General features: G+C 61.7%; 22 protein-coding genes and 1 pseudogene. 12 read left to right on the top strand and 11 right to left on the bottom strand.

Annotated features, from left to right (window positions below; translation table 11 throughout):
• Positions 1-232: 232 nt before the first annotated feature.
• Both LG30_RS21050 and LG30_RS0118045 read left to right on the top strand, forming a co-directional pair.
• Positions 233-964: pseudogene (locus LG30_RS21050) on the top strand (IS5 family transposase); the annotation flags it as partial.
• 280 nt (positions 965-1,244) lie between these two features.
• Complete coding sequence (locus tag LG30_RS0118045) at positions 1,245-1,682, top strand: hypothetical protein (RefSeq protein WP_052101183.1); 438 nt, start codon at positions 1,245-1,247, stop codon at positions 1,680-1,682.
• A gap of 250 nt (positions 1,683-1,932) precedes the next feature.
• Here LG30_RS0118045 and LG30_RS21185 read toward each other — a convergent pair whose 3' ends face one another.
• The 3 genes from LG30_RS21185 to waaF all read right to left on the bottom strand — a co-directional run bounded on the left by LG30_RS21185 (position 1,933) and on the right by waaF (position 5,083).
• Positions 1,933-2,472 (bottom strand): tetratricopeptide repeat protein, encoded by a 540-nt coding sequence (locus LG30_RS21185; protein WP_052101181.1) that lies wholly within the window; start codon positions 2,470-2,472, stop codon positions 1,933-1,935.
• Positions 2,473-2,706: 234 nt separating this feature from the next.
• Positions 2,707-3,984: a lipid IV(A) 3-deoxy-D-manno-octulosonic acid transferase gene (gene waaA / locus LG30_RS0118035; protein WP_033132080.1), complete on the bottom strand. Its 1,278-nt coding sequence runs from the start codon at positions 3,982-3,984 to the stop codon at positions 2,707-2,709.
• A gap of 1 nt (position 3,985) precedes the next feature.
• Positions 3,986-5,083 (bottom strand): lipopolysaccharide heptosyltransferase II, encoded by a 1,098-nt coding sequence (waaF, locus tag LG30_RS0118030; protein ID WP_033132079.1) that lies wholly within the window; start codon positions 5,081-5,083, stop codon positions 3,986-3,988.
• Between the two features lie 327 nt (positions 5,084-5,410).
• Here waaF and LG30_RS0118025 point away from each other — a divergent pair, with 327 nt between their 5' ends.
• Positions 5,411-6,187, top strand: coding sequence for a glycosyltransferase family 2 protein (locus LG30_RS0118025; RefSeq protein WP_033132085.1), 777 nt, complete (start codon positions 5,411-5,413; stop codon positions 6,185-6,187).
• A gap of 80 nt (positions 6,188-6,267) precedes the next feature.
• Here LG30_RS0118025 and LG30_RS0118020 read toward each other — a convergent pair whose 3' ends face one another.
• The gene (locus LG30_RS0118020) at positions 6,268-7,311 is read right to left on the bottom strand and encodes a glycosyltransferase family 9 protein (protein WP_033132078.1); all 1,044 of its coding nucleotides are present in this window, start codon (positions 7,309-7,311) and stop codon (positions 6,268-6,270) included.
• Positions 7,312-7,534: 223 nt separating this feature from the next.
• Between LG30_RS0118020 and coaD the strand changes: the two genes are divergently transcribed.
• A complete protein-coding gene (gene coaD / locus LG30_RS0118015; RefSeq protein WP_033132077.1) occupies positions 7,535-8,017 on the top strand; it encodes a pantetheine-phosphate adenylyltransferase in 483 nt (160 codons plus the stop codon).
• Positions 8,018-8,078: 61 nt separating this feature from the next.
• On the opposite strand, the gene LG30_RS0118010 is transcribed toward coaD, so the two are convergent.
• The 6 genes from LG30_RS0118010 to radC form a co-directional block, all read right to left on the bottom strand.
• On the bottom strand, positions 8,079-8,951 hold the full coding sequence (locus LG30_RS0118010; RefSeq protein ID WP_033132076.1) for a VirK/YbjX family protein: 873 nt from the start codon (positions 8,949-8,951) through the stop codon (positions 8,079-8,081).
• Between the two features lie 176 nt (positions 8,952-9,127).
• Positions 9,128-9,940: a bifunctional DNA-formamidopyrimidine glycosylase/DNA-(apurinic or apyrimidinic site) lyase gene (mutM, locus tag LG30_RS0118005; RefSeq protein ID WP_033132075.1), complete on the bottom strand. Its 813-nt coding sequence runs from the start codon at positions 9,938-9,940 to the stop codon at positions 9,128-9,130.
• Between the two features lie 27 nt (positions 9,941-9,967).
• The gene (locus LG30_RS0118000) at positions 9,968-10,423 is read right to left on the bottom strand and encodes a hypothetical protein (protein ID WP_033132074.1); all 456 of its coding nucleotides are present in this window, start codon (positions 10,421-10,423) and stop codon (positions 9,968-9,970) included.
• Between the two features lie 90 nt (positions 10,424-10,513).
• Complete coding sequence (gene rpmG / locus LG30_RS0117995; protein ID WP_005323752.1) at positions 10,514-10,681, bottom strand: 50S ribosomal protein L33; 168 nt, start codon at positions 10,679-10,681, stop codon at positions 10,514-10,516.
• 11 nt (positions 10,682-10,692) lie between these two features.
• Entirely contained in the window at positions 10,693-10,929 is a 237-nt protein-coding gene (rpmB, locus tag LG30_RS21705; protein WP_005307492.1) for a 50S ribosomal protein L28, read from the bottom strand.
• A gap of 137 nt (positions 10,930-11,066) precedes the next feature.
• A complete protein-coding gene (gene radC, locus LG30_RS0117990; protein WP_033132073.1) occupies positions 11,067-11,741 on the bottom strand; it encodes a RadC family protein in 675 nt (224 codons plus the stop codon).
• A gap of 147 nt (positions 11,742-11,888) precedes the next feature.
• Between radC and coaBC the strand changes: the two genes are divergently transcribed.
• The 5 genes from coaBC (at position 11,889) to pgi (ending at position 17,504) form a co-directional block, all read left to right on the top strand.
• Positions 11,889-13,091, top strand: a complete 1,203-nt coding sequence (coaBC, locus tag LG30_RS0117985; protein ID WP_033132072.1) for a bifunctional phosphopantothenoylcysteine decarboxylase/phosphopantothenate--cysteine ligase CoaBC — start codon at positions 11,889-11,891, stop codon at positions 13,089-13,091.
• A 122-nt stretch (positions 13,092-13,213) separates the two neighbouring features.
• Positions 13,214-13,672 (top strand): dUTP diphosphatase, encoded by a 459-nt coding sequence (dut, locus tag LG30_RS0117980; RefSeq protein WP_033132071.1) that lies wholly within the window; start codon positions 13,214-13,216, stop codon positions 13,670-13,672.
• 70 nt (positions 13,673-13,742) lie between these two features.
• On the top strand, positions 13,743-14,339 hold the full coding sequence (slmA, locus tag LG30_RS0117975) for a nucleoid occlusion factor SlmA (RefSeq protein WP_033132070.1): 597 nt from the start codon (positions 13,743-13,745) through the stop codon (positions 14,337-14,339).
• Between the two features lie 254 nt (positions 14,340-14,593).
• On the top strand, positions 14,594-15,430 hold the full coding sequence (locus tag LG30_RS0117970) for a mechanosensitive ion channel domain-containing protein (RefSeq protein ID WP_033132069.1): 837 nt from the start codon (positions 14,594-14,596) through the stop codon (positions 15,428-15,430).
• Between the two features lie 424 nt (positions 15,431-15,854).
• Positions 15,855-17,504 carry a glucose-6-phosphate isomerase gene (gene pgi, locus LG30_RS0117965; protein ID WP_033132068.1) on the top strand — a complete coding sequence of 550 codons (1,650 nt, stop codon included), beginning with the start codon at positions 15,855-15,857 and terminating at the stop codon, positions 17,502-17,504.
• A gap of 211 nt (positions 17,505-17,715) precedes the next feature.
• Here pgi and ilvC read toward each other — a convergent pair whose 3' ends face one another.
• Entirely contained in the window at positions 17,716-19,197 is a 1,482-nt protein-coding gene (gene ilvC / locus LG30_RS0117960) for a ketol-acid reductoisomerase (protein WP_033132067.1), read from the bottom strand.
• Positions 19,198-19,427: 230 nt separating this feature from the next.
• On the opposite strand from ilvC, the gene ilvY reads away from it, so the two are divergent.
• From ilvY to LG30_RS0117945, 3 genes are all read left to right on the top strand, one after another.
• Positions 19,428-20,318, top strand: coding sequence for an HTH-type transcriptional activator IlvY (gene ilvY / locus LG30_RS0117955; RefSeq protein WP_033132066.1), 891 nt, complete (start codon positions 19,428-19,430; stop codon positions 20,316-20,318).
• A 128-nt stretch (positions 20,319-20,446) separates the two neighbouring features.
• A complete protein-coding gene (locus LG30_RS0117950) occupies positions 20,447-20,638 on the top strand; it encodes a hypothetical protein (protein WP_033132065.1) in 192 nt (63 codons plus the stop codon).
• Between the two features lie 91 nt (positions 20,639-20,729).
• The gene (locus LG30_RS0117945; protein WP_033132064.1) at positions 20,730-23,303 is read left to right on the top strand and encodes a bifunctional acetate--CoA ligase family protein/GNAT family N-acetyltransferase; all 2,574 of its coding nucleotides are present in this window, start codon (positions 20,730-20,732) and stop codon (positions 23,301-23,303) included.
• Positions 23,304-23,533: the final 230 nt, after the last annotated feature.

Genomic DNA, 23,533 nt, shown 5'->3' with positions numbered 1-23,533 from the left:
TGCCGTACACCGCGGCAGGTTGGAGTCGCTTGTGCGCAGGGTTGTTTGCAGACCTTCTCTAGCTTTCCCGTAGTCTCCGGTAGGCAATCTCATCGTTGGCCGGTTCGCGGTTGGCCGCCCCGGTGGCTTGGTGCTGTGAAGCTGGTTCAGTTACACCACGTCTAGGGAAGGTGCGAACAAGTCCCCAATATGAGTTCATGAGCCCCACTTGGCATCAAGGATGAGGTTCAGCATGAATCACCAGCTCACCTTCGCGGATTGCGAGTTCAATGAAAAACGCAGCAAAACCCGCAAAGAGATATTCCTGGCTCGCATGGACGCGTTGCTACCATGGTCGATGATGCTGGGGGTCATCGACCCCGTCTACCCCAAGGCAGGGAACGGGCATCGTCCCTACCCTCTCGATACCATGTTGCGCATTCACTGCATGCAGCAATGGTATAACCCCAGCGACAGCTCCATGGAAGATGTGCTCTATGAGATTGCCTCGATGCGTCTGTTTGCCAAACTCTCGCTGGACCTGGCTATCCCTCATCATGAATGTTCGCCATCTGCTGGAGCGGCACCAGTTGACCCGTCAGCTATTCGAGACCATCAACCTGTGGCTATCCGAGGCCGGTATCATGATGACCCAGGGTACACTGGTCGATGCCACCATTATCGAGGCGCCAAGCTCGACCAAAAACACGCGTGAGCAACGTGACCCCGAGATGCACCAGACCAAGAAGGGCAATCAGCTCATATCGGAGTCGATGCCACGAGTGGCTTGACCCACAACCTAGTGACCACACCCGCCAACGAGCATGACCTGAACCAGGTGGGAAACTTGCTGCATGGCAAGGAGCAGCTGGTGTTGGCCGATGCCGGCTACCGGGGAGCTGAGAAACGCGAAGAGTTGGCCGACGTGAAGGCAGAATGGTACATCGCCGAGCGGCCAGGAAAAGTCAGGGAACTCAAGAAGCATGGAGGCGCCCCCGGAAGACGTAGACTTGGCCGGTTTGCCAGCGGATTACGTGATCGAAGAAGAGGCCGATGAATCCATAATGGATGAGGTCATGCCTGTAGCTAAACATTTCGAGCGGCTAGGGCGAATAGAAGGATAAAAAGGGCACTCACGCGGCTTTTTTCTGAATCGAGTGATCAAGTATCACTAAAAATTTTTAACAGTTCACTTTTACCCCACCAAACAGACTTATACGGCACAAGAACCAACCTGTTACAACATGCACCAAGGAGATCAAAAGATGCCCGTTCACCAAGCATTTATCCCTGTCCTTACGGTGATGGTGGATTACGGATGGGCGCCGTTCCTGTGGCTAAAAGAGTCGCCCAATGAACCAAGCTACGTGAACTACTGCGAATGCATTGGCGATACATATTGCGAAGATGACCTCATTTCGGAAGAACTCTGGGCACTGTTTTCTCCGTGGGCGCGTGAATTTGATCAAACCATGTATAACAGCCATGCGCTTGATCCCGATCGCTGGGACTGGGAAGCTTTTCACACGCGCGGGTTGCAACTGACACGCCTGCTCAAAGCAGAGGTGGGAGATTCGTACCGCGTGCTTTATTCCAAACCTTTTGAAGACCCCGCGTTTAAGCAGGATGAGTACAGGGAAGTCTTAGTCGATGGAACCATAGTTCCGTTCCATCCTGATCGTGATGACGCTGCCGGTTCGTAGAGTTTATTGAATCGTCTCTTCAACCTATTGACCGGACGCGAGCGGTATCACAAACGGTATAAAAACAGCGAAAATACTACATCAACATACACTAATACATTGAATTTATTGATATTACATAAAATATCCAATATTCAGATCCAGAACATCGAGTGATCCCGCGCTGTTGCTGAGCCGATTGAAGAAGCCCTCGTTAACGAGGGCTTCTTTGTTGGCATTGAATGGACAATCAGTTACCCGCGATTTGGGTTCAGCCACCGAGCAGGAAGCCGGACTTCTCTTTTGCAGGTTGGGGGGCAACCTTCAACGCGGTGGTCAGATCCTGCGCCTCTTCGCACTGGCCGCACAGCCCCTGCAGGATCTGCAGTTGCTCCTGGGCCTTCTGCCGCTCGCCGTTTTGCAGGTAGGCCTCCCCTAAGTACTCGTGGGCGCCGCGGTGTTTCGGGTCGATCTCCAGCGCCTTGTCGTAATAGGGAAAAGCCTCGGACAGCCGACCGGACTTGCGGGCCACGTAACCGGACCAGTTCCACACATCGGCCGAGTGGGATGCGCTGTGGCGCAGTTCCCTCAACTCAGCCTCCGCCTGCGACCATTGCTGCGCCTTCACCAGTTGCTCGACGTGTTGCAATTTTTGCTGGGTCATGGACCGGCCGCCGCCGTTGCTGCTGCTCCCTCCTCCTCCGCCGCTACTCCCTCCACCACCGCTGCTGCTACCACCGCCCCCCGCCGCCAGCGCCAGGCCGCTGCTGAGACACAGAATACCCACCAACAAGATGTTCAGGACTTTCATGGCTCGCCTCCACAGGTTCGATCTCAGGATCCAATTAATAGATTAGACCCCTCCCGGGCCCGAAGATGCGACGGCCACACGGCTGGTCTGCCCGTGAGAAAGGCACGCCATCCGGCCCCACGACCATAGGCCCGAGGAATTGGTTGCAAAGGGGTCATGGGGAAAGCAGGCTTGCAGGAGCGACAGGAGAAAATGGCGGGATAACACGGGCCGGCAGGCTGCCGGCCCCGGGCGTCAGTCGTTTTCCAGGCTGGCGAGGCAGTGGGACAGGGTCCGTGCCAACGCGCCCTGGTTGCGCAGCACCACGGCGCGGGCCTGCTCGCCCATCTCGCGGCGCTGGTGCTCATCGGCCAGCAGCTCGCTCACCCTGGTCCCCAGCGCGGCCACATCCGCCACCACCAGAGCGCCCCCCTGAGCCACCAGCTGGCGAGTGATGTCGCTGAAGTTGAAGAAGGCGGGTCCGGTCAGGCAGGGCTTGCCGAGCGCCGCCGGCTCCAGCAGGTTGTGGCCGCCGATGGGCACCAGGCTGCCACCGACGAAGGCCAGATCCGCCGCCGCCAGCATCAGTGGCAGCTCACCCATGGTATCGCCAAGATAAACCTTGTCGGTTGCCTCGATCACGCGGCCCTGGCCGTGGCGCCCAGAGCGCCGCACGCAGCCATAGGGCGCGCACAGCTCGGCCACCCGCTCGAAGCGCTCGGGATGGCGCGGCACCAGCACCAGTAGCGCCTCGGGATGCGTCACCAACACTCGATCGAAGGCGGCCAGCACCTGCTCGTCCTCCCCCTGATGGGTGCTGGCGGCAATCCAGACCGGTCTTCCCTCTCCCAGCTGCTGGCGCAGGGCCCGGCCCTTGGCCAACAGATCGTCATCCAGCTGGATATCGAACTTGATGGAGCCGGTCACCGCCAGCCGCTCGCGGCCTATGCCGAGGCGATGGAAGCGATCCGCATCGTCCTGGTGCTGACAGAGCAGATGGGTCAGCGGGCGGCTGAGGGCATCGAAGGCCCCCTGGAAGCGGGCATAACGCTGACAGGATCGCTTGGAGAGACGGGCGTTGAGGATGGTCACCGGCAGGTGGTACGCCTCGCAGGCCGCCAGCCAGTTTGGCCACAGCTCGGTCTCCATCACCCAGAGCGCCCGCGGCTGGAAGCGCTTGAGGAAGGCGGCGATCGCCCAGGGATAATCGAGGGGCGCGTAGCGATGCACCACCAGCTCGCCGAGTTTGGCGGCCTGCTCGGCGCCGGTGCGGGTGGTGGTGGTGAGCAATATGGGGAGATCCGGTCGCTCGGCCTTGAGGGCACGAATGAAGGGGCTGATGGCCAGGGTCTCGCCGACGCTGACCGCGTGGATCCAGAGTGGCGCCTCCTGCCCACTCGGCGGCAGCCGGCCGAGGTGCTCGGCCCAGCGCGCCCCGAAACCCGGCTTGCCCTTCTTCGGTCGATAGAGGGCCAACAGCACCAGGGGCAGGCCGAGGTGGATCAGCAGGTTGTAGAGCAGCCGATAGATCATGCTATTTACTACCGGCATCAGTAGAAGAATCTTCCACCGGCTGCAGGGCGATAGTCAGATCCCCTGCCTCGCTACGCTCCAGCCGCTTTCCCGCCGCAATGACCTGGTCCGGCATCAACTCGATCAGACACTTGAGGTGGCCGAACTTGCAGGTGCGCTTGAAACAGGGCCGGCACTCGATATCGGTGTGCACTATCTCGACCCTGTCCGCCAGCGGCGGCGTGTAGAGCGGTGAGGTGGAGCCATAGACCCCGATCAGCGGCCGGTTGAGGGCGGCGGCGACATGCATCAGGCCGGAGTCGTTGGCGATGACCCGCCCCGCCAGCGCCATCAGATCGATCGCCTCGTGCAAGCTGGTCTTGCCCGCCAGCACGTGGCAGTTGGGGCGCGACAGCGGATTGATGCGATCGCGAATGGTGTTGGCCACCTCCACGTCCTTGCCGGAGCCGAAGATCCACACCTGCCAGCCTTCGTCCAGGTGCTTCTGCGCCACCACGGCGTAGTGGCCTTCCGGCCAGCGCTTGGCCGGGCCGAACTCGGCCCCCGGGCAGAGCACCAGCACCGGACGGGCACGATCCAGCCCGAGCCGCACCAGCGCCTGCTCCTGATTGATGAGATCCACGTGCAATGAGGGATGGGGAATGGTCGGGATATCGGCCCGGCTCTTCATCTGCGCCTTGGGATAGGCCAGCGCCAGATAGGCTTCCACCATCAGCGGGAAGGCCTGCTTGTTGCTGCGCAGATCGTTGAGCAGGCCGAAGCGATGCTCCCCCTTCCAGCCGGTGCGCACCGGGATCCCGGCAAACCAGGGGATCAGCGCCGACTTCATGGAGTTGGGCTGGATGATGGCCTGATCGTATTGCTCCGCGGCCAGCTGCTTGCCGAGCCGGCGGCGGGCCCTCAGCTTGAAGTCGCCGTGGCCGAGCGGCATGGGGATGGCCTTGTCCACCTCGGGCATCCGCTCCAGCAGCGCCACACACCAGGCCGGTGCCATTACGTGCAGCTCGCAGTCGGGCTGATTGGCCTTGATCGCCTTGTAGAGGCTCTGGGACATCACCATGTCGCCGACCCAGGAGGGGCCGATCACCAATATCTTCATCTCACGCATCTCTTGGGCCAAGCCCAGCGGTTAATCGTTACTGGCCGAGATTATGCCCCAAGAGTAGCCGGATAAATAACAGAAGATCCGTCCTTGGGGCCGGTGCAGGCCCCGAAGGAGCAGCCCGGCGGTGGATCCTGCCAGGGGAGTGCCGGCGCCAGCGCCAGGAAACCAGTGACGGAAGATCCCCGCTCACCGGCCATTGCCATACCCATCGTCTCTCTTGAATCTTGCCCGGGATCCCTGCCCCGACCGCCGTTTTAGGCTAGAATGGGCGCCAATTTGATCGTGGCCCGCCAGCCGGGCGCCAACAAGAGCCCTGAACCCGTGAAAAAACCGACTCTGGCGGCCGTCCTGATCGTCAAGAATGAAGCCGACAACTTGCGCGCCTGCCTCGCCTCCCTCGGCGACCTGGTGGACGAGATCGTCATCCTGGATTCCGGCAGCCAGGATGAGACCCAAAGCATTGCCGCCGAATTCGGCGCCCGCTTCTTCGTCAACAAGGAGTGGCCGGGCTTTGGCCGCCAGCGCCGTCTCGCCCAGTCCCACGTCCAGTCCGAATGGGTACTGTGGCTGGATGCGGACGAGCGGCTCACCCCCGAGCTGAAGGCGGCCATCGCCGCCACCATGGCCAGCCCGGCTCCCGACACCATCTATTCCATCCCGCGCCTCTCCTGGGTGTTCGGCCGCTTCATCCGCCACAGCGGCTGGTATCCGGATCGGGTGCTGCGGCTCTATCCCAAGGCGCTGACCAGTTACAACGAGGTGCTGGTGCACGAGAAGGTGGAGGTGCGCGCCAACATGAAGATCGTCAACCTGCACGGCGACCTGCTCCACTTCACCTACCGGGATCTGGAGCACTATCTGGTGAAGTCCGCCGGTTATGCCAGAGCCTGGGCCGATCAGCGCACCGCCCGCGGCAAGAAGGGCTCCCTCGGTCAGGGACTGGTGCACGCGCTGGGCTGCTTCCTGAAGATGTACCTGCTCAAGGCCGGCTTCCTCGATGGCAAGCAGGGGCTGCTGCTCGCCATCCTCTCCGCCCACTCCACCTTCGTGAAGTACGCGGATCTCTGGATCCGTCAGCAGCCCCAGGCGCCCAAATAACAGCGCCAGGCACGGCCGCGACCCGCGGCTCCGGATTCCGGATAATGAAACAGGGCCCGCGAGGGCCCTGTTTGCATTTGTCAGCGCTGCGCCTGCCAGAACGGCGGCGCCCAGCGGGCGATCGCCGCCGCCATGGTCTTGGGATCGAGCTGGCTCATGTCCTCCGGGTGATCGCTGTCTTCCGGCGGGCTGAACGCCAGGTGACGACCCTCGCTGTTGAGCGGACGCCAGCGCAGCGGGGTGGCGGAGCGGTGGGCCGGGAAGAAGCCGACGGTGGGCACATCCAGCGCCGCCGCGATATGCAGCGGCCCCGTGCTGCCCGCCACGAACAGGGCGGCGTTGGCCATCACCTGACAGAACTTCGGCAACCCCTCGTCGGAGCGGTAGATCCAGCCGTTGCCGCCGTGGGCCAGCAGCTCGGCCGCAAGCAGCTCGGCCTTGCTCTCTTCTCCCGGCCCCGCCGTCAACAGGCACTGCAACTCGGGGCAGGCCTGGTTGAGCTTGATGATGAGGCGGGCGTACTGCGGGATGGAGAGGTTGTTGGCCGAACCACCGCTGCCGGCATGCACCATCAGCCAGGGCCGGCTGGCATCCAGCTTGAGCTTGGTGGCCAGCTGCTCGCGCACCTGCTGCAGGCTCTGCGGATCGAAGCTGAGGTAGGGGGTCTGGGGCTCCACCGCACTCAGTTGCTGATCGGCGAGGAAGCGGCGGATCAGGTCCAGGTTGTACTCGTACTCCGGCTTCTGGGAGCGGGAGCGGCGCTGGATCAGCCGCTGGTTGTAGAGCACCTGGGCCAACTTGGTGGCGGGTGCCAACCGGTAGGGGATGTGTGCCTTCCACACCAGCATGGCGTTGCGGGAGTTGGAGAACAGACAGATGGCTGCATCGAAGGTGGCGGCCTTGATGCGGGCCTGCAAGGCACGTTGCTGCTCCTTGTCGGCCCGGGCGCCCGGATCCAGGATGATGTCGTCAATCCAGGGGCAGAGACGGGCCAGGGGTGCCGTGTAGGCAGGCACCAGGGCAGTCACATGACAATCCATGGAGCCCTTGAGCATGGCGAAGCTCGGCCAGGCCAGCATGAAGTCACCAATCTTGTCATTGCGAACTACCAGAATGCGTTTCATAAGAAATCCCTTTGCTTCCTGTCACCAATGCAGGAAGGCTTGATGCGCGGTGCCGGTATTCTTGCCTGATGCAGGGCTATTCTCAAGCGAAGACGCCGAGGAGACTTTATTTGGGCGACCAAACCGGGCATCTCGCGCCAGAAATCCGCCTCATCGCGATCGCGACAACGCATCAACAGACCCTATAATGCGACCAAATTTCCCGGTTGCAGGAATCCGCAGCATGACCAACAAGGTAATTTACCCAGGCACCTTCGACCCCATCACCAACGGCCACACCGATCTGATTGGCCGGGCCGCCAGGCTGTTTGACGAGGTGGTGGTCGGGGTGGCCAACAGCCCGAGCAAGAAGCCGCTGTTCGATCTGGCAGAGCGTGTCCTGCTTGCCCAGCAAGTGACCGCCCACCTGCCCAACGTCAAGGTGGTCGGCTTCTCCGGCCTGCTGGTGAGCTTTGCCAGGGAGCAGGGGGCCAACGTGTTGATCCGCGGCCTGCGCGCCGTCTCCGACTTCGAGTACGAGTTCCAGCTCGCCAACATGAACCGCCGGCTGATGCCGGAGCTGGAGAGCGTGTTCCTCACCCCGGCGGAGGAGAACTCCTTTATCTCCTCGACCCTGGTGAAGGAAGTCGCCCTGCACGGCGGCGACATCCATCAGTTTGTCGACCCCATCGTCGCCCGGGCCATTGCCGCCAAGCAGGGCAAGTAACGAGAAGGGTCGCCCGCAGGCGACCCTCTGTTGTTTTCTACCGCCGTCGGCCGGGCGGTCGTTACTCCGCCCCCAGCGCCCGTTGGCAGGCCAGGGTCAGCTCGTCCAGCCACTGGTAGCGACGCCGGTACATGGCGCGCTTCTTGGAGGCGACCTCCTCCAGCGGCTTGCGCACCGCCGGTTGCAGCCGCACGAAGTTGGCGTCATGGGGGAGAGCACCAAACTCCTGCCACAACTCGTCATAATCCGCCTGCAGGCAGGCTCTCTTCTTCCGGCTGTAACGCCTGGCCTGGAAGATATGCGCCCTCATCCGCACAGCGGAGACACGACTGGCCCCCATCGCCTCGGCCAACGCCAGCACCAGCATCACCACCAGCGACTTGGGCCTCAGACCGTGACCGGCCTTGGTCAGCGCCCGCACCTGCTCCTGGGGCTGCGCGACACAGGGTTCAGGCCCCTGCACCGAGCCGATCACCAGCGCCAGCTCACGCTCGCAGCCAGCCAGGGAGAAGGCGCAGCTGTAGAGCCGCTCTCCCCGCTCGTTGACGATGGAGAGGGCCAGCTCGGCCTCCCGCCGGAAGGTACCGTCATGGCGCAGCAGGATGCGGCAATCGCTCTGGGGATAGCGGCCCAGCTCGATGCCCTGCCCCAGATAGAGAGGCTCGATGAGGGTCGGGAAGCAGGCCAGCAGCAGGCGGTAGTGCGCCTCCACCATCTCGGTGCGCTGGTTCACGGTGGAGCAGGCGAAGCGATAGGGCCGCATCGGCTTGTCGAGCAACTCGGGATAGTGGGCCGGCAGCGCCCTGAGCGGCTCCGCCTGGAACAGATCGAACACCCTACTCAGCTGCGGTCGATAGAGCAGGCTGCGCAGCACGAATTTGCCGCGGTTGAAGATCTTGCGGCTGCTGCCATCGGGGTAGAGGTAGCGCGCCATTTTTTGGGCGCAATAATGCTCCTGCCGGGACAAATGATCCCAGTCTATTGATTTTGCTGTCATTTTATTATCTCGCTGCGTGCGTGAGCGAGATAGTAGTAATGGACGTGCGGGGCTTCAACAGACTGGCAATACTCGCTTACAACTTCACCTTCTTTCCCCCCAAATGGTGGCCATCAGCGCTGACAGTGGGAGCAAAATACCGTGGTGCGTTGCCCGAGCCGCACCTCGCTCAGCAGGGTGTGGCAGTGGAAGCAGGGCTGGCCGCCACGGCCATAGACCTGCAACTGCTGCACGAAATACCCCGGCTTGCCATCGGCACTGGTGAAGTCCTTGAGGGTGGTACCCCCTTGTTGGATGGCGGCCGCCAGCACCCGTTTGATCTCGGCCACCAGGGTTGCCAGCCGCTCGGCGCTGATGTTGCCCGCCGCCCGCTTGGGATGAATGCCGGCGGCATAGAGCGCCTCGTTGGCGTAGATATTGCCCACCCCGACCACCACATGGTTGTCCATCAGGAAGGTCTTGATCGGGGTGCTGCGCCCCTTGGCCCGCCCTTGAAGGTAGCTGGCGCTGAAGGCATCGGTCAGTGGCTCGGGGCCAAGCTTGGCCAGCAGCGCATGGGCCTCGGCCGGCTCACGGGTCCACAACAGGGCACCGAAGCGACGGGGATCGTTAAGTCGCAACAGCTTGCCGTTGGCGAGCTCGATGTCCACGTGATCGTGCTTCTCGGCCGGGGTGCCGATGTCCAGCACCCGCAGGCTGCCGGACATGCCGAGATGCAGGATGGCGGTGCCAAAATCGGTCTCCAGCAGCAGGTACTTGGCCCGGCGGCTGACCCTGTGGATGGTGAGATCCACCAGCTCCTGGATCTCGCCCGGCACCGGCCAGCGCAGGCGGCCGTCGCGCACCACCACGCGGGTGACCTTGATGCCGGTGAGCCAGGGCGAGATGCCCTGGCGGCTGACTTCGACTTCCGGTAATTCAGGCATAAGTGACTCTCAGGCTAACAGGGTGGGTCAGGGGGCCGGCCGCAACAGGCTGCGGTACTGCTGCTGGCTCAAACTGAGCCAGGTCGAGGGCGGCAACAGGGCCGCAAACTTGCCGTCATCCTGATAGAGCCCCACCTCAATAGGATCGCTCTGGCCGGCGACCCATATCTTGAGGGGGACGGGGGTGCCGCGCAGAGCCTCGCCGAGCGGCAACAACCAGCCCTGCCAGCCTTCGATCTGCGCGGCCAGCTGGGCGCTATCCAGCCCCAGATCCGGGCCGCTGCGCCAGCCCTGACCAATGCGCTCGATCTGCCAGCTCGGCCCCTGCCAGGTCAGCACCACGGCGGACTCCGGCAACAGGGAACGCGGCCGCTGAGCATTGTTGTCCTGCTGCGCCTGCTCCAGCCGGTGTAGCAGGGTGATCACGATCAGCACGGCGACGATGATCAGGTTGTTCCAGCCTTTACGGCTCAATTTGAACATGACGACTCTCCCCTCGAACCGGCAGTGTACTGAATTGCGGCCATAAAAAAACCCGGCACCAGGCCGGGTTTTTGAGACAAATTCAAGTGGTTACTTGATTTTGCCTTCTTTGTAGATCACATGCTGACGAATCACGGGATCAAATTTCTTGATCTCCATTTTTTCGGGCATGGTGCGCTTGTTCTTGGTAGTGGTATAGAAGTGACCAGTACCGGCGCTGGAGTTCAGACGAATCTTATCGCGAATACCTTTAGCCATGATCTAATTCCTTATACCTTAACGCCGCTGGCACGCAGTTCAGCCAGAACCACTTCAACGCCGCGCTTGTCGATGATACGCATGCCTTTTGCGGATACGCGCAGGCTCACGAAGCGTTTTTCACTCTCAACCCAAAAACGGTGAGTGTGCAGGTTCGGCAGGAAACGACGCTTGGTAGCGTTGTTAGCGTGCGAACGGTTGTTACCAACTGCCGGGCGCTTGCCGGTTACTTGGCATACTCTAGACATGTCAGTCTCTCCAAATCTTACTTCATTGCTCGAGCAAATATCTGCCCCGCTGGCCTTCGATTGCGGGGCAAACAGAAGGCGGCATTTTATACAGCATCCGTGATCAAAGATCAACTAATACAGTGCCAGAGCCCAGTTTATAGCCAACCACGCTCAGCAAAAGAAACCGTGATGCCGTCACCGATCACCAAGTGATCCAGCACTCTGATATCGACCAAGGCCAGGGCGGCCAGGATCCGATCCGTGATCTGGCGGTCGGCCCGACTGGGCTCGGCCACGCCGGACGGGTGATTATGCGCCAGAATCACGGCGGCTGCATTATGTTTGAGCGCGATCTGCACGATTTCCCTGGGCCAGACGCTCGCCGCATCCAGCGTACCGTAGAAAAGTTCAACGAATTGAATGACTCTATGCTGATTGTCCAGCAACAACAGGGCGAACACCTCTCGTGGCCTGTCCCGCAGCTGGGCCTGCAGGTAGTCCCTGGTCAGCTGGGGCGAGGTCAGCGCATCCCCCCGTTGCAACTGTTCCGCCAGATGGCGCTTGCTCATCTCCAGCACGGCTTGCAGCTGGGCATATTTGGCGGGCCCCAGCCCATGGGCAGCACAAAAGGCCGGTTGCTCGGCACCGAGCAGGGCCCGCAGCGAGCCAAATTGCAGCAACAGCTGGCGGGAGAGATCCACCGCGCTCAGGCCGTTGACCCCGGTACGCAGGAAGATCGCCAGCAATTCGGCATCGGATAGTACCCCGGCGCCATGACGCAGCAGCTTCTCTCTTGGGCGTTCATCTTGTGGCCACTCCTTGATGCTCATTTGTCTCTCCCGCTACCCTGTTGAGAGAAAACATAGCAAAAAATCGCGGGAGCCCGACCACAAGTCCCCCATGTCAGCCTCTGTCGTCATCCACAGCCTGTGGTATCTTAGCCGACCAGTCAGAGTGAGTCGGAAGAGAGACAGCAGATGAGATTGGCCGATAAACGCATCCTGTTGGGTGTCAGTGGCGGGATCGCCGCCTACAAGAGTGCCGAGCTGGTACGCCGCCTGAAAGATCAGGGGGCCGAGGTGCGGGTGGTGATGACCCGCTCCGCCAAGGAGTTCATCACCCCGCTGACCCTGCAGGCCGTCTCCGGCCACCCGGTCGCCGACAGCCTGCTGGATCCCGCCGCCGAAGCCGGCATGGGTCACATCGAGCTGGCCAAATGGGCCGATCTGGTACTGATCGCCCCCGCCAGCGCCAATCTGATGGCGCGCATGGCCGCCGGCATGGCCGACGAGTTGCTGACCACCCTCTGCCTGGCGACCCCGGCACAAGTCGCCTTGGCACCGGCCATGAACCAGCAGATGTATCGCAACGCTGCCACCCAGGCCAACCTGGATACCCTGGCCAGCCGCGGCATCCTGCTATGGGGGCCGGACTCCGGCAGCCAGGCCTGCGGTGACGTGGGACCCGGCCGCATGCTGGATCCCCTCGAACTGGTGGAGCGCTGCTGCCAGCAGCTCACCAGCGAACCCCTGCTGGCCGGGGTCAGGCTGCTGCTCACCGCCGGGCCGACCCGCGAGGCGCTGGATCCGGTGCGCTATATCAGCAACCACAGCTCCGGCAAGATGGGCTACGCCATCGCCCGCGCCGCCCGTGAGGCGGGCGCCGAGGTGATCCTGGTGAGCGGCCCGGTGGCCCTGGCCACACCGCAAGGAGTGACGCGGATCGATGTGGAGAGCGCGGAGCAGATGCATCGGGCGGTGATGAGCCGGGTCGGTGACTGCGATCTCTTCATCGGTTGCGCCGCCGTGGCGGACTATAGACCCGACCAGGTTGCCAGCCAGAAGATCAAGAAGACCGGGGGCAACGACCAGATGGTGCTGACCCTGGTCAAGAACCCGGACATCATCGCCGCCGTGGGGGCACTGCCAGACAAGCCCTTCACCGTCGGATTTGCCGCCGAAACCACGGATGTGGAACAATACGCCCTCGATAAATTGGGGCGTAAGCGGCTGGACATGATCGCCGCCAACGACGTGTCCCGCGCGGGTCAGGGCTTCAACGCCGATGACAACGCCCTGACCGTGTTCTGGCACGGGGGTCAAGCCCCCCTGCCCCTGGCCGATAAGCTGACGCTGGCTCGTCATCTCATCGCCTTGATTGCGCGTCACTATCGACCCTGAGACCGCGATCCCGACAGACAACCGATTCAGCGGGAGCTGACAGCACTGCCTGTGCCATCTCCCACAGCAGAATTCACTGAGCCATTCGATCGCCACAGTGCGATCTCATTGAAAAGCGATTCATGAACACACAAATTGAACTGAAAGTCCTGGATGCCCGCATCGGTACCGAATTCCCGCTGCCTGCCTACGCCACCCCGGGTTCCGCCGGCATGGATCTGCGCGCCCTGCTGGATGCGCCGCTGACCCTGGCACCGGGGGACACCAGCCTGGTGCCGACCGGCCTGGCCATCCACATCCAGGATCCGGGCCTGTGCGCCACCATACTGCCCCGCTCCGGCCTCGGCCATAAGCACGGCATAGTGCTCGGCAACCTGGTCGGCCTCATCGATTCCGACTACCAGGGCCAGCTGATGGTCTCGGTCTGGAATCGCGGCAACGACAGCTTCACCATGCAGCCCGGCGAGCGCATCGCCCAGCTGGTGATCCTGCCGGTGGTGCAGGCCAGCTTCCAGTTGGTCGACGAATTCAATCAGAGTGAACGGGGTGAAGGCGGGTTTGGTTCTTCTGGTCGCCAATAACAAGACCACACCGTCCCCTCGGGCCGGTGGCTAATAACAGAATCAAGCCATTGTTTTTTTAGGGGAATCCATGGCAAGCAGTAACCAGAAACAGAGTCGGCGCGATCAGATCCTGCAGGCACTCGCCCATATGCTGGAAATCGGTCCTGGCCAGCGTATCACCACGGCTCGCCTGGCGGCCGAGGTGGGCGTCTCCGAGGCCGCCCTCTACCGACACTTTCCGAGCAAGGCGCGGATGTTCGAGGGGCTGATCGACTTTATCGAGGATTCCCTGCTGTCACGGGTCAACCTGATCATGGCCGAGGAGAAGGACACCATGGCCCGCTGCCACCACATACTGCAGCTGCTGCTGGTGTTTGCCGAGCGCAATCCCGGCATCACCCGCATCCTCAACGGCGATGCCTTGCTGGGGGAACACGACCGGCTGCGGGATCGCATCAGCACCCTGTTCGACAAGCTGGAGACCCAGCTCAAACAGGCGCTGCGGGAGAAGCGGTTGCGGGAAGGCCAGGGTTTCCAGCTCGACGAGACCATGCTGGCCAACCTGTTGCTGGCCTATGCCGAGGGCCGGATCAGCCAGTTTGTCCGCTCCGAATTCAAGCTCAAGCCCACCGCTGGGTTTGAAGACCAGTGGCAATTCATGCGCAGCCAGTTACTGCAAAGCTGAGTCGCGAAGGCCACTGCGGCTGCTGAAGGCAAGCTCAGCCCCATCGTAGGGTTTGAGGATAGGTAGCCGTTCATGTGCGGCCAATGGCTGCAAAGCAGACTCATACTGGCATGTACAAAGTGGGAGGCCTTGGCCTCCCCTGTTTTTTATGGCAGCTTTCTATAAGTAGAAAATAAGCACCAGATGCGACCCAAGCTGTCGCGTCCCAGTGTTAGATTCATGCGCCATAAACCTTTAGAACAACAGGACATCCTATGGAACCCGAGATCATCACAGAAGCGCAGACCTGGCTGGTCAACAACCAGGGACTGCTGATCGAATATGCCGTCAACATCGCGGCCGCTCTGCTCACCCTGCTGGTCGGTTACATCGCCGCCAATCTCCTCAGCGGTGGCGTGGTCAAGGTGATGCACACCCGCAAGCTGGACACCACAGTGACCCACTTCGTCGGCAGCATCCTCAAGTACACCATTCTGGTGTTCGTGGTGATCGCCGCTCTGGGTCGGGTCGGGGTGCAGACCGCCTCCTTCGTCGCCATCATAGGTGCCGCCGGCCTGGCCATCGGTCTGGCGCTGCAGGGTTCGCTCTCCAACTTCGCAGCCGGTTTCCTGCTGATCATCTTCCGCCCCATCAAGTCCGGTGAATTTATCGAGGTCGCGGGGACCGCAGGCGTGGTGCAATCCGTGCAGCTGTTCACCACTACCCTCACCTCCGGTGACAACAAGATGGTGGTGGTACCGAACTCCGCCATTCTCAACGGCACCATAGTCAACTACTCGCGCATGGATACCCGCCGGGTCGACATGACCTTCGGCATCGGCTATGGCTCTGATCTGCGCAGAGCCAAGCAGATCCTGGAGCGACTGGTGAGCGAAGAGCCGCGCATCCTGAAAGACCCTGAGGTCACCATCGCCGTCGCCGCCCTGGCCGACTCCGCGGTCAACATAGTCGTGCGCCCCTGGGTCAAGACCGCCGACTACTGGGGTGTCTGGTTCGACTTCCACGAGAAGGTGAAGCTGGCCTTCGATGCCGAAGGCGTCGAGATCCCCTTCCCGCAAATGGTCATGCACATGCAAAAGACCCAGGCCTGACTCCAGACCCTAGGACCACAATGCCAGCCCTCGGGCTGGCATTGTCATTTCTGTGGGGCTGTCATAGGCGGCCGAACGCGATCGACGAATGTGGCTCCTGCCGAGCACGCGCCACTCCCACAGCCCCATGACACAGACCCACGGCATCCTTCCCTTTCATCAGGCCGGTGTGGCCCTGTATCTGGCCTGGCGTGAAATCCCTTTCAATCCCACGAGGCTGGCGAAGCATGCGCCAACGCAAGATCTCATGGGCAGAGCTGACTCATAATCCCAGCGTTTTGGTTGTAAACTCGGTCGATGGCAGACAATTGGTAATGCTCTGTTACACGAGCAGTTCATCAGGCTCGGTATAATGTTCGAATAATAAGGTTTGGCGGGGCCTTGCCTGCAAGGTTCAAACACAACTTGGAATCTCAGGAATCCTATGAAAAACATCAATCCAACCCAGACCAAGGCCTGGCAGGCTCTGGAAACTCACTTCGCGGCTCATCAAGAGACCCAACTCAAGGATCTGTTCGCACAGGATCCCCAGCGTTTCGACAAATTCTCCCTCACCTTCGGTGGCGACATCCTGGTCGACTACTCCAAGAACCTGATCACCGAGGAAACCCTCAAGCTGCTGATCGAGCTGGCCAAGGAGACCGATCTGCGCAGCGCCATCGACGCCATGTTCAACGGTGACAAGATCAATATGACCGAAGGCCGCGCCGTGCTGCACGTGGCCCTGCGCAACCGATCCGATCGCCCGATCGAGTGCGATGGCAAGGACGTGATGCCGGAAGTGAACGCCGTGCTGGCCAAGATGAAGGGCTTCTGCGAGAAGATCATCGGCGGTGAGTGGAAGGGTTACACCGGCAAGGCGATCCAGCACGTGGTCAACATCGGTATCGGCGGCTCGGATCTCGGTCCGGTGATGATCACCGAGGCGCTGCGCCCCTATAAAAACCACCTGCAGATGCACTTCGTCTCCAACGTTGATGGCACCCACATCGCCGAGACCCTGAAGAAGATCGATCCGGAAACCACCCTGTTCCTGGTGGCCTCCAAGACCTTCACCACCCAGGAGACCATGACCAACGCCCTGACCGCCCGCGACTGGTTCATCGAGATCGCCGGTGACAAGGCCCACGTCGCCAAGCACTTCGCCGCGCTCTCCACCAACGGCAAGGCCGTGGCCGAGTTCGGCATCGACACCGACAACATGTTCGAGTTCTGGGACTGGGTTGGCGGCCGCTACTCCTCCTGGTCTGCCATCGGCATGCCCATCGCCCTGTCCGTCGGTTTCGAGCACTTCGAAGCCCTGCTGCAAGGCGCCTTCGAGATGGACATGCACTTCGCCACCGCCGCCTATGAGCAGAACGTGCCGGTGCTGCTGGCGCTGATCGGCCTCTGGTACAACAACTTCCACGGTGCCGAGTCCGAGGCGATCCTGCCGTACGATCAGTACATGCACCGCTTCCCTGCCTACTTCCAGCAGGGCAACATGGAATCCAACGGCAAGTTCACCGATCGCAACGGCAACAAGGTCGATTACCAGACCGGCCCCATCATCTGGGGTGAGCCGGGCACCAACGGCCAGCACGCCTTCTATCAGCTGATCCACCAGGGCACCAAGCTGATCCCCTGTGACTTCCTGGCCCCGGCCATCAGCCACAACCCCATCGGTGACCACCATCCCAAGCTGCTGGCGAATTTCTTCGCCCAGACCGAGGCCCTGGCCTTCGGCAAGAGCAAGGAACAGGTCGAGGCCGAGTTCCTGGCCGCCGGCAAGACGCTGGAGCAGGTCAAGGATCTGGTGCCGTTCAAGGTATTCGAAGGCAACCGCCCGACCAACAGCATACTGTTCAAGAGCCTGACCCCGAAGACGCTGGGTGCCCTGATCGCCATGTACGAGCACAAAATCTTCGTGCAGGGCGCCATCCTGAACATCTTCAGCTTCGATCAGTGGGGCGTGGAGCTGGGCAAGCAGTTGGCCAACAAGATCCTGCCGGAGCTCAACACCGCCGAGGCTATCACCAGCCACGACGCCTCCACCAACGGCCTGATTAACACCTGGAAAGCCTGGAAAGCCTGATCCATCACGCTTCCCTGAATGCAAAAGCCCCGCTCATTGAGCGGGGCTTTTTATTGTCGGTCATTACAGCCGGTAACCAATCTGACGGCTTGCATGGTTTGGATATCCGGCCAGGTGTCCAAGCCGGCTAGCAACGGGGATCATCATCCCCGCCCCTCCTCATGCATGCCCGTTAAGGCTGGCCACCGGCGGCGATGCGGGTCAGGTCTAATTAACCACCGACCGCGATACGCTTCATATCTTTCATGTAGCCGCGCAGGGTATGGCCAATCGCTTCGATCGGGTGGTTGCGGGTCGCCTCGTTGGCGGCCAGCAGGGCCTGGTTGTCGACCGCCTGGCTGTCGGCCTGGCTGGTACCCAGGTCACCGGCCTTCAGGGTCGGCATGAAGTGCTCGCGCAGCAGCGGCACGGCGGCGTTGGCGAACAGGTAGTTGCCGTATTCAGCGGTATCCGAGATCACCACGTTCATCTCATACAGACGCTTGCGAGCGACCGTGTTGGCGATGAGTGGCAGCTCGTGCAGGGATTCGTAGTAGGCGGACTCTTCATAGATGCCGGAGGCCACCATGGTCTCGAACGCCAGCTCCACCCCCGCCTTGACCATGGCCACCATGACCACGCCGTTGTCGAAGTACTCCTGCTCGGCGATCTTGCCCGCATAAGCCGGGGCATTCTCGAAGGCGGACTTGCCAGTCTCTTCGCGCCAGCCGAACAGCTTGGCGTCATCCTCGGCCCAGTCGGCCATCATGCCGCGGGAGAACTCACCGGCGATGATGTCATCCATGTGCTTCTCGAACAGCGGACGCATCAGGGTGCGCAGCTGCTCGGACAGCTCGAAGGCACGCAGCTTGGCCGGGTTGGAGAGGCGGTCCATCATCAGGCTGATGCCGCCCTGCTTCAGGGCCTCGGTGATGGTTTCCCAGCCGAACTGGATCAGCTTGCCGGCATAGGCCGGATCCGTCCCCTCGGCGACCAGCTTGTCGTAGCACAGCAGGGAACCGGCCTGCAGCATGCCGCACAAGATGGTCTGCTCGCCCATCAGGTCGGATTTCACTTCCGCCACGAAGGAGGATTCCAGCACCCCGGCGCGATCGCCACCGGTGGCGGAGGCCCAGGCCTTGGCGATGGCCATGCCCTCACCCTGGGGATCGTTCTCCGGGTGTACCGCGAGCAGGGTCGGCACACCGAAGCCACGCTTGTACTCTTCACGCACCTCGGTACCCGGGCACTTGGGAGCGACCATCACGACCGTGATGTCGGCGCGGATCTGTTGACCCTCTTCCACCACGTTGAAGCCGTGGGAGTAACCCAGGGCCGCGCCCTGCTTCATCAGCGGCATCACAGTCTTCACCACGTCGGCGTGCTGCTTGTCCGGAGTCAGGTTCAGCACCAGATCCGCGCTCGGGATCAGCTCTTCATAGGTGCCGACCACGAAGCCGTTGTCGGTCGCCTTCTGCCAGGAGGCGCGTTTCTCGGTGATGGCGGCCTTGCGCAGGGCGTAGGAGATGTCCAGCCCGGAGTCGCGCATGTTCAGGCCCTGGTTCAGACCCTGGGCGCCACAACCCACAATCACCACCTTCTTGCCCTTGAGCGCCGCACAACCGTCAGCGAACTCTTCGCGCTGCATGAAACGACACTTGCCCAGCTGGGCCAACTGCTGACGCAGGTTCAGGGTGTTGAAATAATTAGCCATGGTGATTGCTCCGTTCGATTGATTCCATGCCGGATGGCGGCGTTGTCTGAACCACTATAGCGCGGGACACTTATTGCCTGAACTGATATATTCGGAACAGTACGTTGCAGAAATTGAAAGATGATTCTGCGCAATCTCAGGCGACTTATCCCCCAGTTCGGCAAGAGCGCCGGGGGAGTTGTTGCCTGAGCTGAACAATTCGGCACCCGATGCCGCTGCAGGAATGAAAGATGGATCTTCGCAATCTCGAGCTGTTTCTCCACCTCGCCGACTCCCTTCACTTCGGCAAGAGCGCCGATGCCATGGCGGTCAGCCCCTCCACCCTGAGCCGCGCCATCCAGCGACTGGAGCAGGAAACCGGCTGCGTGCTGTTCGAGCGGGACAACCGCAGCGTGCGGCTCACCTCCGCCGGCGAGAAGCTGCGGGAGTTCGGTGGCAGCCTGCTGCATGAGTGGCGCCGACTCAAGCAGGAGCTCAAGCGCAGCGACGAACCGCTGCAGGGTCGACTGCGGGTGTTCTGCTCGGTCACCGCCAGCTATTTTCTGCTGCCCGAGGTGCTGGAACGCTTCCGCCGCCGCTATCCCCAGCTCGAGATCAAGCTCGAGACCGGCGACCCGGCGCTGGCGGTGGACAAGATCCTGGCCGACGAGGCCGATCTCGCCATCGCAGCGAGGCCGGATGCACTCTCCGCCAAGCTGGAGTTTGCCAGCCTGCAGCAGGTGCCGCTGGTGTTTATCGCGCCGCGCAATGCCCCCCAACCCAACCAGTGGTTCCTGCAAGGCGAGCCGGACTGGGAGCGGCTGCCGCTGATCCTCTCCGAGCAGGGGCTGGCCCGCAAACGCTGTGACCAGTGGTTTCGCAACAAAGGCATAGCCCCCAACATCTACGCCGAGGTCGCCGGCAACGAGGGCATAGTCGCCATGGTGGCGCTCGGCTTCGGGGTGGGTCTGGTGCCTGCCGCCGTGATCGATCACAGTCCCATGGGGGACAAGGTGCGCATCGTCGAGCCCAAGCCGGCCCTCAAGCCGTTCGATGTGGGCATCGCCGTGCTCAAGAAGCGGCTGGAAGAGCCGCTGATCCGCGCATTCTGGGACACGGCTCGCGGCCACACCCTGCGCTGAGGGAGGACTCAGGCCCGCCAAGCGTAGACGGATAGAGAACTACGTGGGTGTCAGATGTGTCAGTAGGAAAGTGCCCGCTAAGAGCGGAGACTTGCCCGACGAGCACATCAGCCACAGAGGAGCACGCCGTGAGCCAGCATCTTGTCGAGATCAAGGGGTCCATCCTGTTTGAAGAGTACCTGCAGAGCCTTGGCGTCCACCGTTGCCCGCTCGATCGGGAGCAGGAGATCTATCTGCAGGATCGGCACCTGGCCACCATCAGGCGCATTCAGGGGGAACTGCGGTTCTACCTGCGCGCCAACGCCCTGGTCCGGTCATGATCCGCAATCGGTCACAGAACATACCCTGAAAGCGTATTAGACTGGCACCATCCGTCACCCTCGCCTCCGGGGGTCGCCATGAGGAGTGCCCATGAAACCAAGCGGCCTGGATCGGCTCTTCAAACCCCAATCGATTGCCGTCATCGGCGCCTCGACCGACCCGCAGAAGGCGGGTCATGTGGTGATCAGGCACCTGCTCGCGGGTCAGTTCAAGGGCCCCATACTGCCGGTCAGCCCCCACAGCCAGGCCATCGCCGGCGTGCTCGCCTATCCCGATATCGCCAGCCTGCCGCTGGCCCCAGATCTTGCCATCGTCTGCACCCGGCGCGAGCGGGTACTGCCACTCATCGAGGAGCTCGGCAAGAAGGGCACAGGTGCCGCCATCATACTGGCCGCCCAGTTCTCCGCCGAGGATCGCCATCAGTTGCAGAGGCTGTGCCGCCAATATGGCATCCGCCTGCTCGGCCCCAACAGCATGGGCATGCTCTTGCCGGGGCAGGGCATCAACGCCAGCTTCTCCCCCATCGCCGCCACCCCAGGGCAGGTGGCCTTCCTCTCCCAGTCAGCGGCGGTCAGCACCACCATCCTCGACTGGGCCAAGCAGCGGGAGATCGGCTTCTCGGCCTTCGTCTCCCTGGGGGATCACTGCGACATCGACTTCGGCCAGCTGCTGGATCAGCTCTCCCGCGACGGCACCACCCGCGCCATCCTGATCTACATGGACAAGCTGCACGATGCCCGCCACTTCCTCTCGGCGGCGCGCGCCGCCTCGCGCAACAAGCCGATCCTGGTGCTCAAGAGCGGTCGCCACGATCCGGCCAACGGCCTCGACAACGTCTATGACGCGGCCATTCGCCGGGCCGGCATGCTGCGGGTGCGGGACACCCACGAGCTGTTTGCCACCGTCGAGACCCTCAGCCACTCCTTGACCCTCAAGGGGGAGCGGCTCGCCATCCTCTCCAACGGTCGCGGGCTGGCCAACATGGCCGTCGACGTGCTGCTGGAGCGCGGTGGCAAGCTGGCCATGCCACCGCAAGACATCGGTAGTGATGCCGATATCGAGGCGTATCGCTGCGCGCTGGAGGAGTTGCTGCAAGGGGACAAGGCCGATGCCATCCTGCTGATCCATGCCCCCTCCCTCACCGCGCGCGGAGCCACCCTGGCCAGCAACCTGATCGAGTTCATCAAGCAACATCCCAGAGCCAGGCGTTTCAACATCCTGACCAACTGGGCCGGGGAATACTCGGCCCAGGAAGGCCGCCACCTCTTCAACGAGGCGGGGATCCCGACTTACCGAACTCCTGAGAGCGCGGTCACCGCCTTCATGCACATGGTGGAATACCGCCGCAACCAGAAGCAGCTAATGGAAACTCCGGCCTCCCTGCAAGGGGGGCGACTCAATGTCGAACGCTGTCAGCAGCTGATCCGTCAGGCCCAGGAGCGCAAGCAACGGGTGCTCGATACCCATCTGGTCCATCCCATCATGCAGGCCGCCGGTCTCTCCACGCTGCCGACCTGGATCGTCTCGGATGCCAGCGAGGCGGCGTTGACCGCAGAGCAGATAGGTTATCCGGTGGCGGTGAAGCTGCGCTCCCCGGACATCGCTCATAAATCGGAAGTTCACGGCGTCATGCTGAACCTGCGCACCTCGGCCGAGGTGGCCCAGGCGGCGGATGCCATTCTGGACAGGGTGCGCCAGCACGATCCGGGGGCTCGTATAGAAGGGCTGCTGGTGCAGCGCATGGCAAAACGCAGCGGTGGACTCGAGCTGCGCATCCGCCTGCAGCAGGATCCCGTCTTCGGCCCCGTCATCCTGCTCGGGGAATCCGGTGCCGAACCCCACGAGATGGTCGCAGCCCTGCCGCCACTCAATCAGGCATTGGCGCGCTATCAGATCATCGGCGCCCTCAAGAACGGCAAGATCCGCGAGCAGGCCACCCCTGTGCGGCTCGATATCGATGCGCTCGGTCAGGTGTTGTGCCAGTTGTCGGAGCTGCTGCTCGCCTTCCCGGAGATCCAGGAACTGGATCTGCACCCGCTGCAGGCCTGTGGTGACGAGATGGTGATCCTGGATGCCAGACTGGTTCTGATGGAGGAAGGGCAGCAGATGCTGCCGCTGGCCATCCGCCCCTATCCCACCGAATTGGAAGAGGGCGCCTGGCTCAAGGATCAGAGCCATGTGTTGCTGCGCCCGATCCGGCCGGAAGACGAGCCCGCCCACAAGCAGTTCGTGCTCAAGGTATCCGATGAGGACAGGTACAAACGCTTCTTCGCCGACGTGGGGGAGCTGGGTCATGAAGAGTTGGCCCGCATGACCCAGATAGATTACGACCGGGAAATGGCCTTCGTCGCCGTAGGACAGGATGGCGCCTTCAACCAGCAGATCCTGGGGGTGGTGCGCGCCATCTCCAACCCGGATCTGTCCGATGCGGAATTTGCCATTCTGATCCGCTCGGACCTGAAGGGTATGGGGCTGGGCAAGCTGATGATGGAGAAGATAGTGCGCTACGCCAGGGAGCGTGCCATAGGCCAGCTCTCCGGCATGACCATGCCCAGCAATCGCGACATGATCAATCTGGCCAAGCGGCTGGGTTTTCAGATCGATATCCAGCTGGAAGATGGGGTGGTCAATATGGCACTACCCTGTGCAGATAAAGGCAGATAAAGGCAGATAAAGGCAGGAAACAGTATATTGATTGGCCACATATCATGTTGAAATAGCCAATTTCAGGCAATAAAAAAGGCGCTGTCCCAATTACGTGTTGAAAGGCTAACCTTGAAATAGGTCATCACCCTGAAGGCCACCATCATGGATACTCAAGCCTTTCAACACCTGCTGTCTCTCTTCCCACTGCTCACCTTGCGCCAGCGTCGTCTTGCGCAACATGAACTCAC

The organism is Aeromonas aquatica (genome assembly GCF_000764655.1).
GTDB classification, from domain to species: Bacteria; Pseudomonadota; Gammaproteobacteria; order Enterobacterales; family Aeromonadaceae; genus Aeromonas; species Aeromonas aquatica.
Note: the sequence above shows the minus strand (reverse complement) of the source record. Positions and strands in the feature narration are given on the sequence as shown.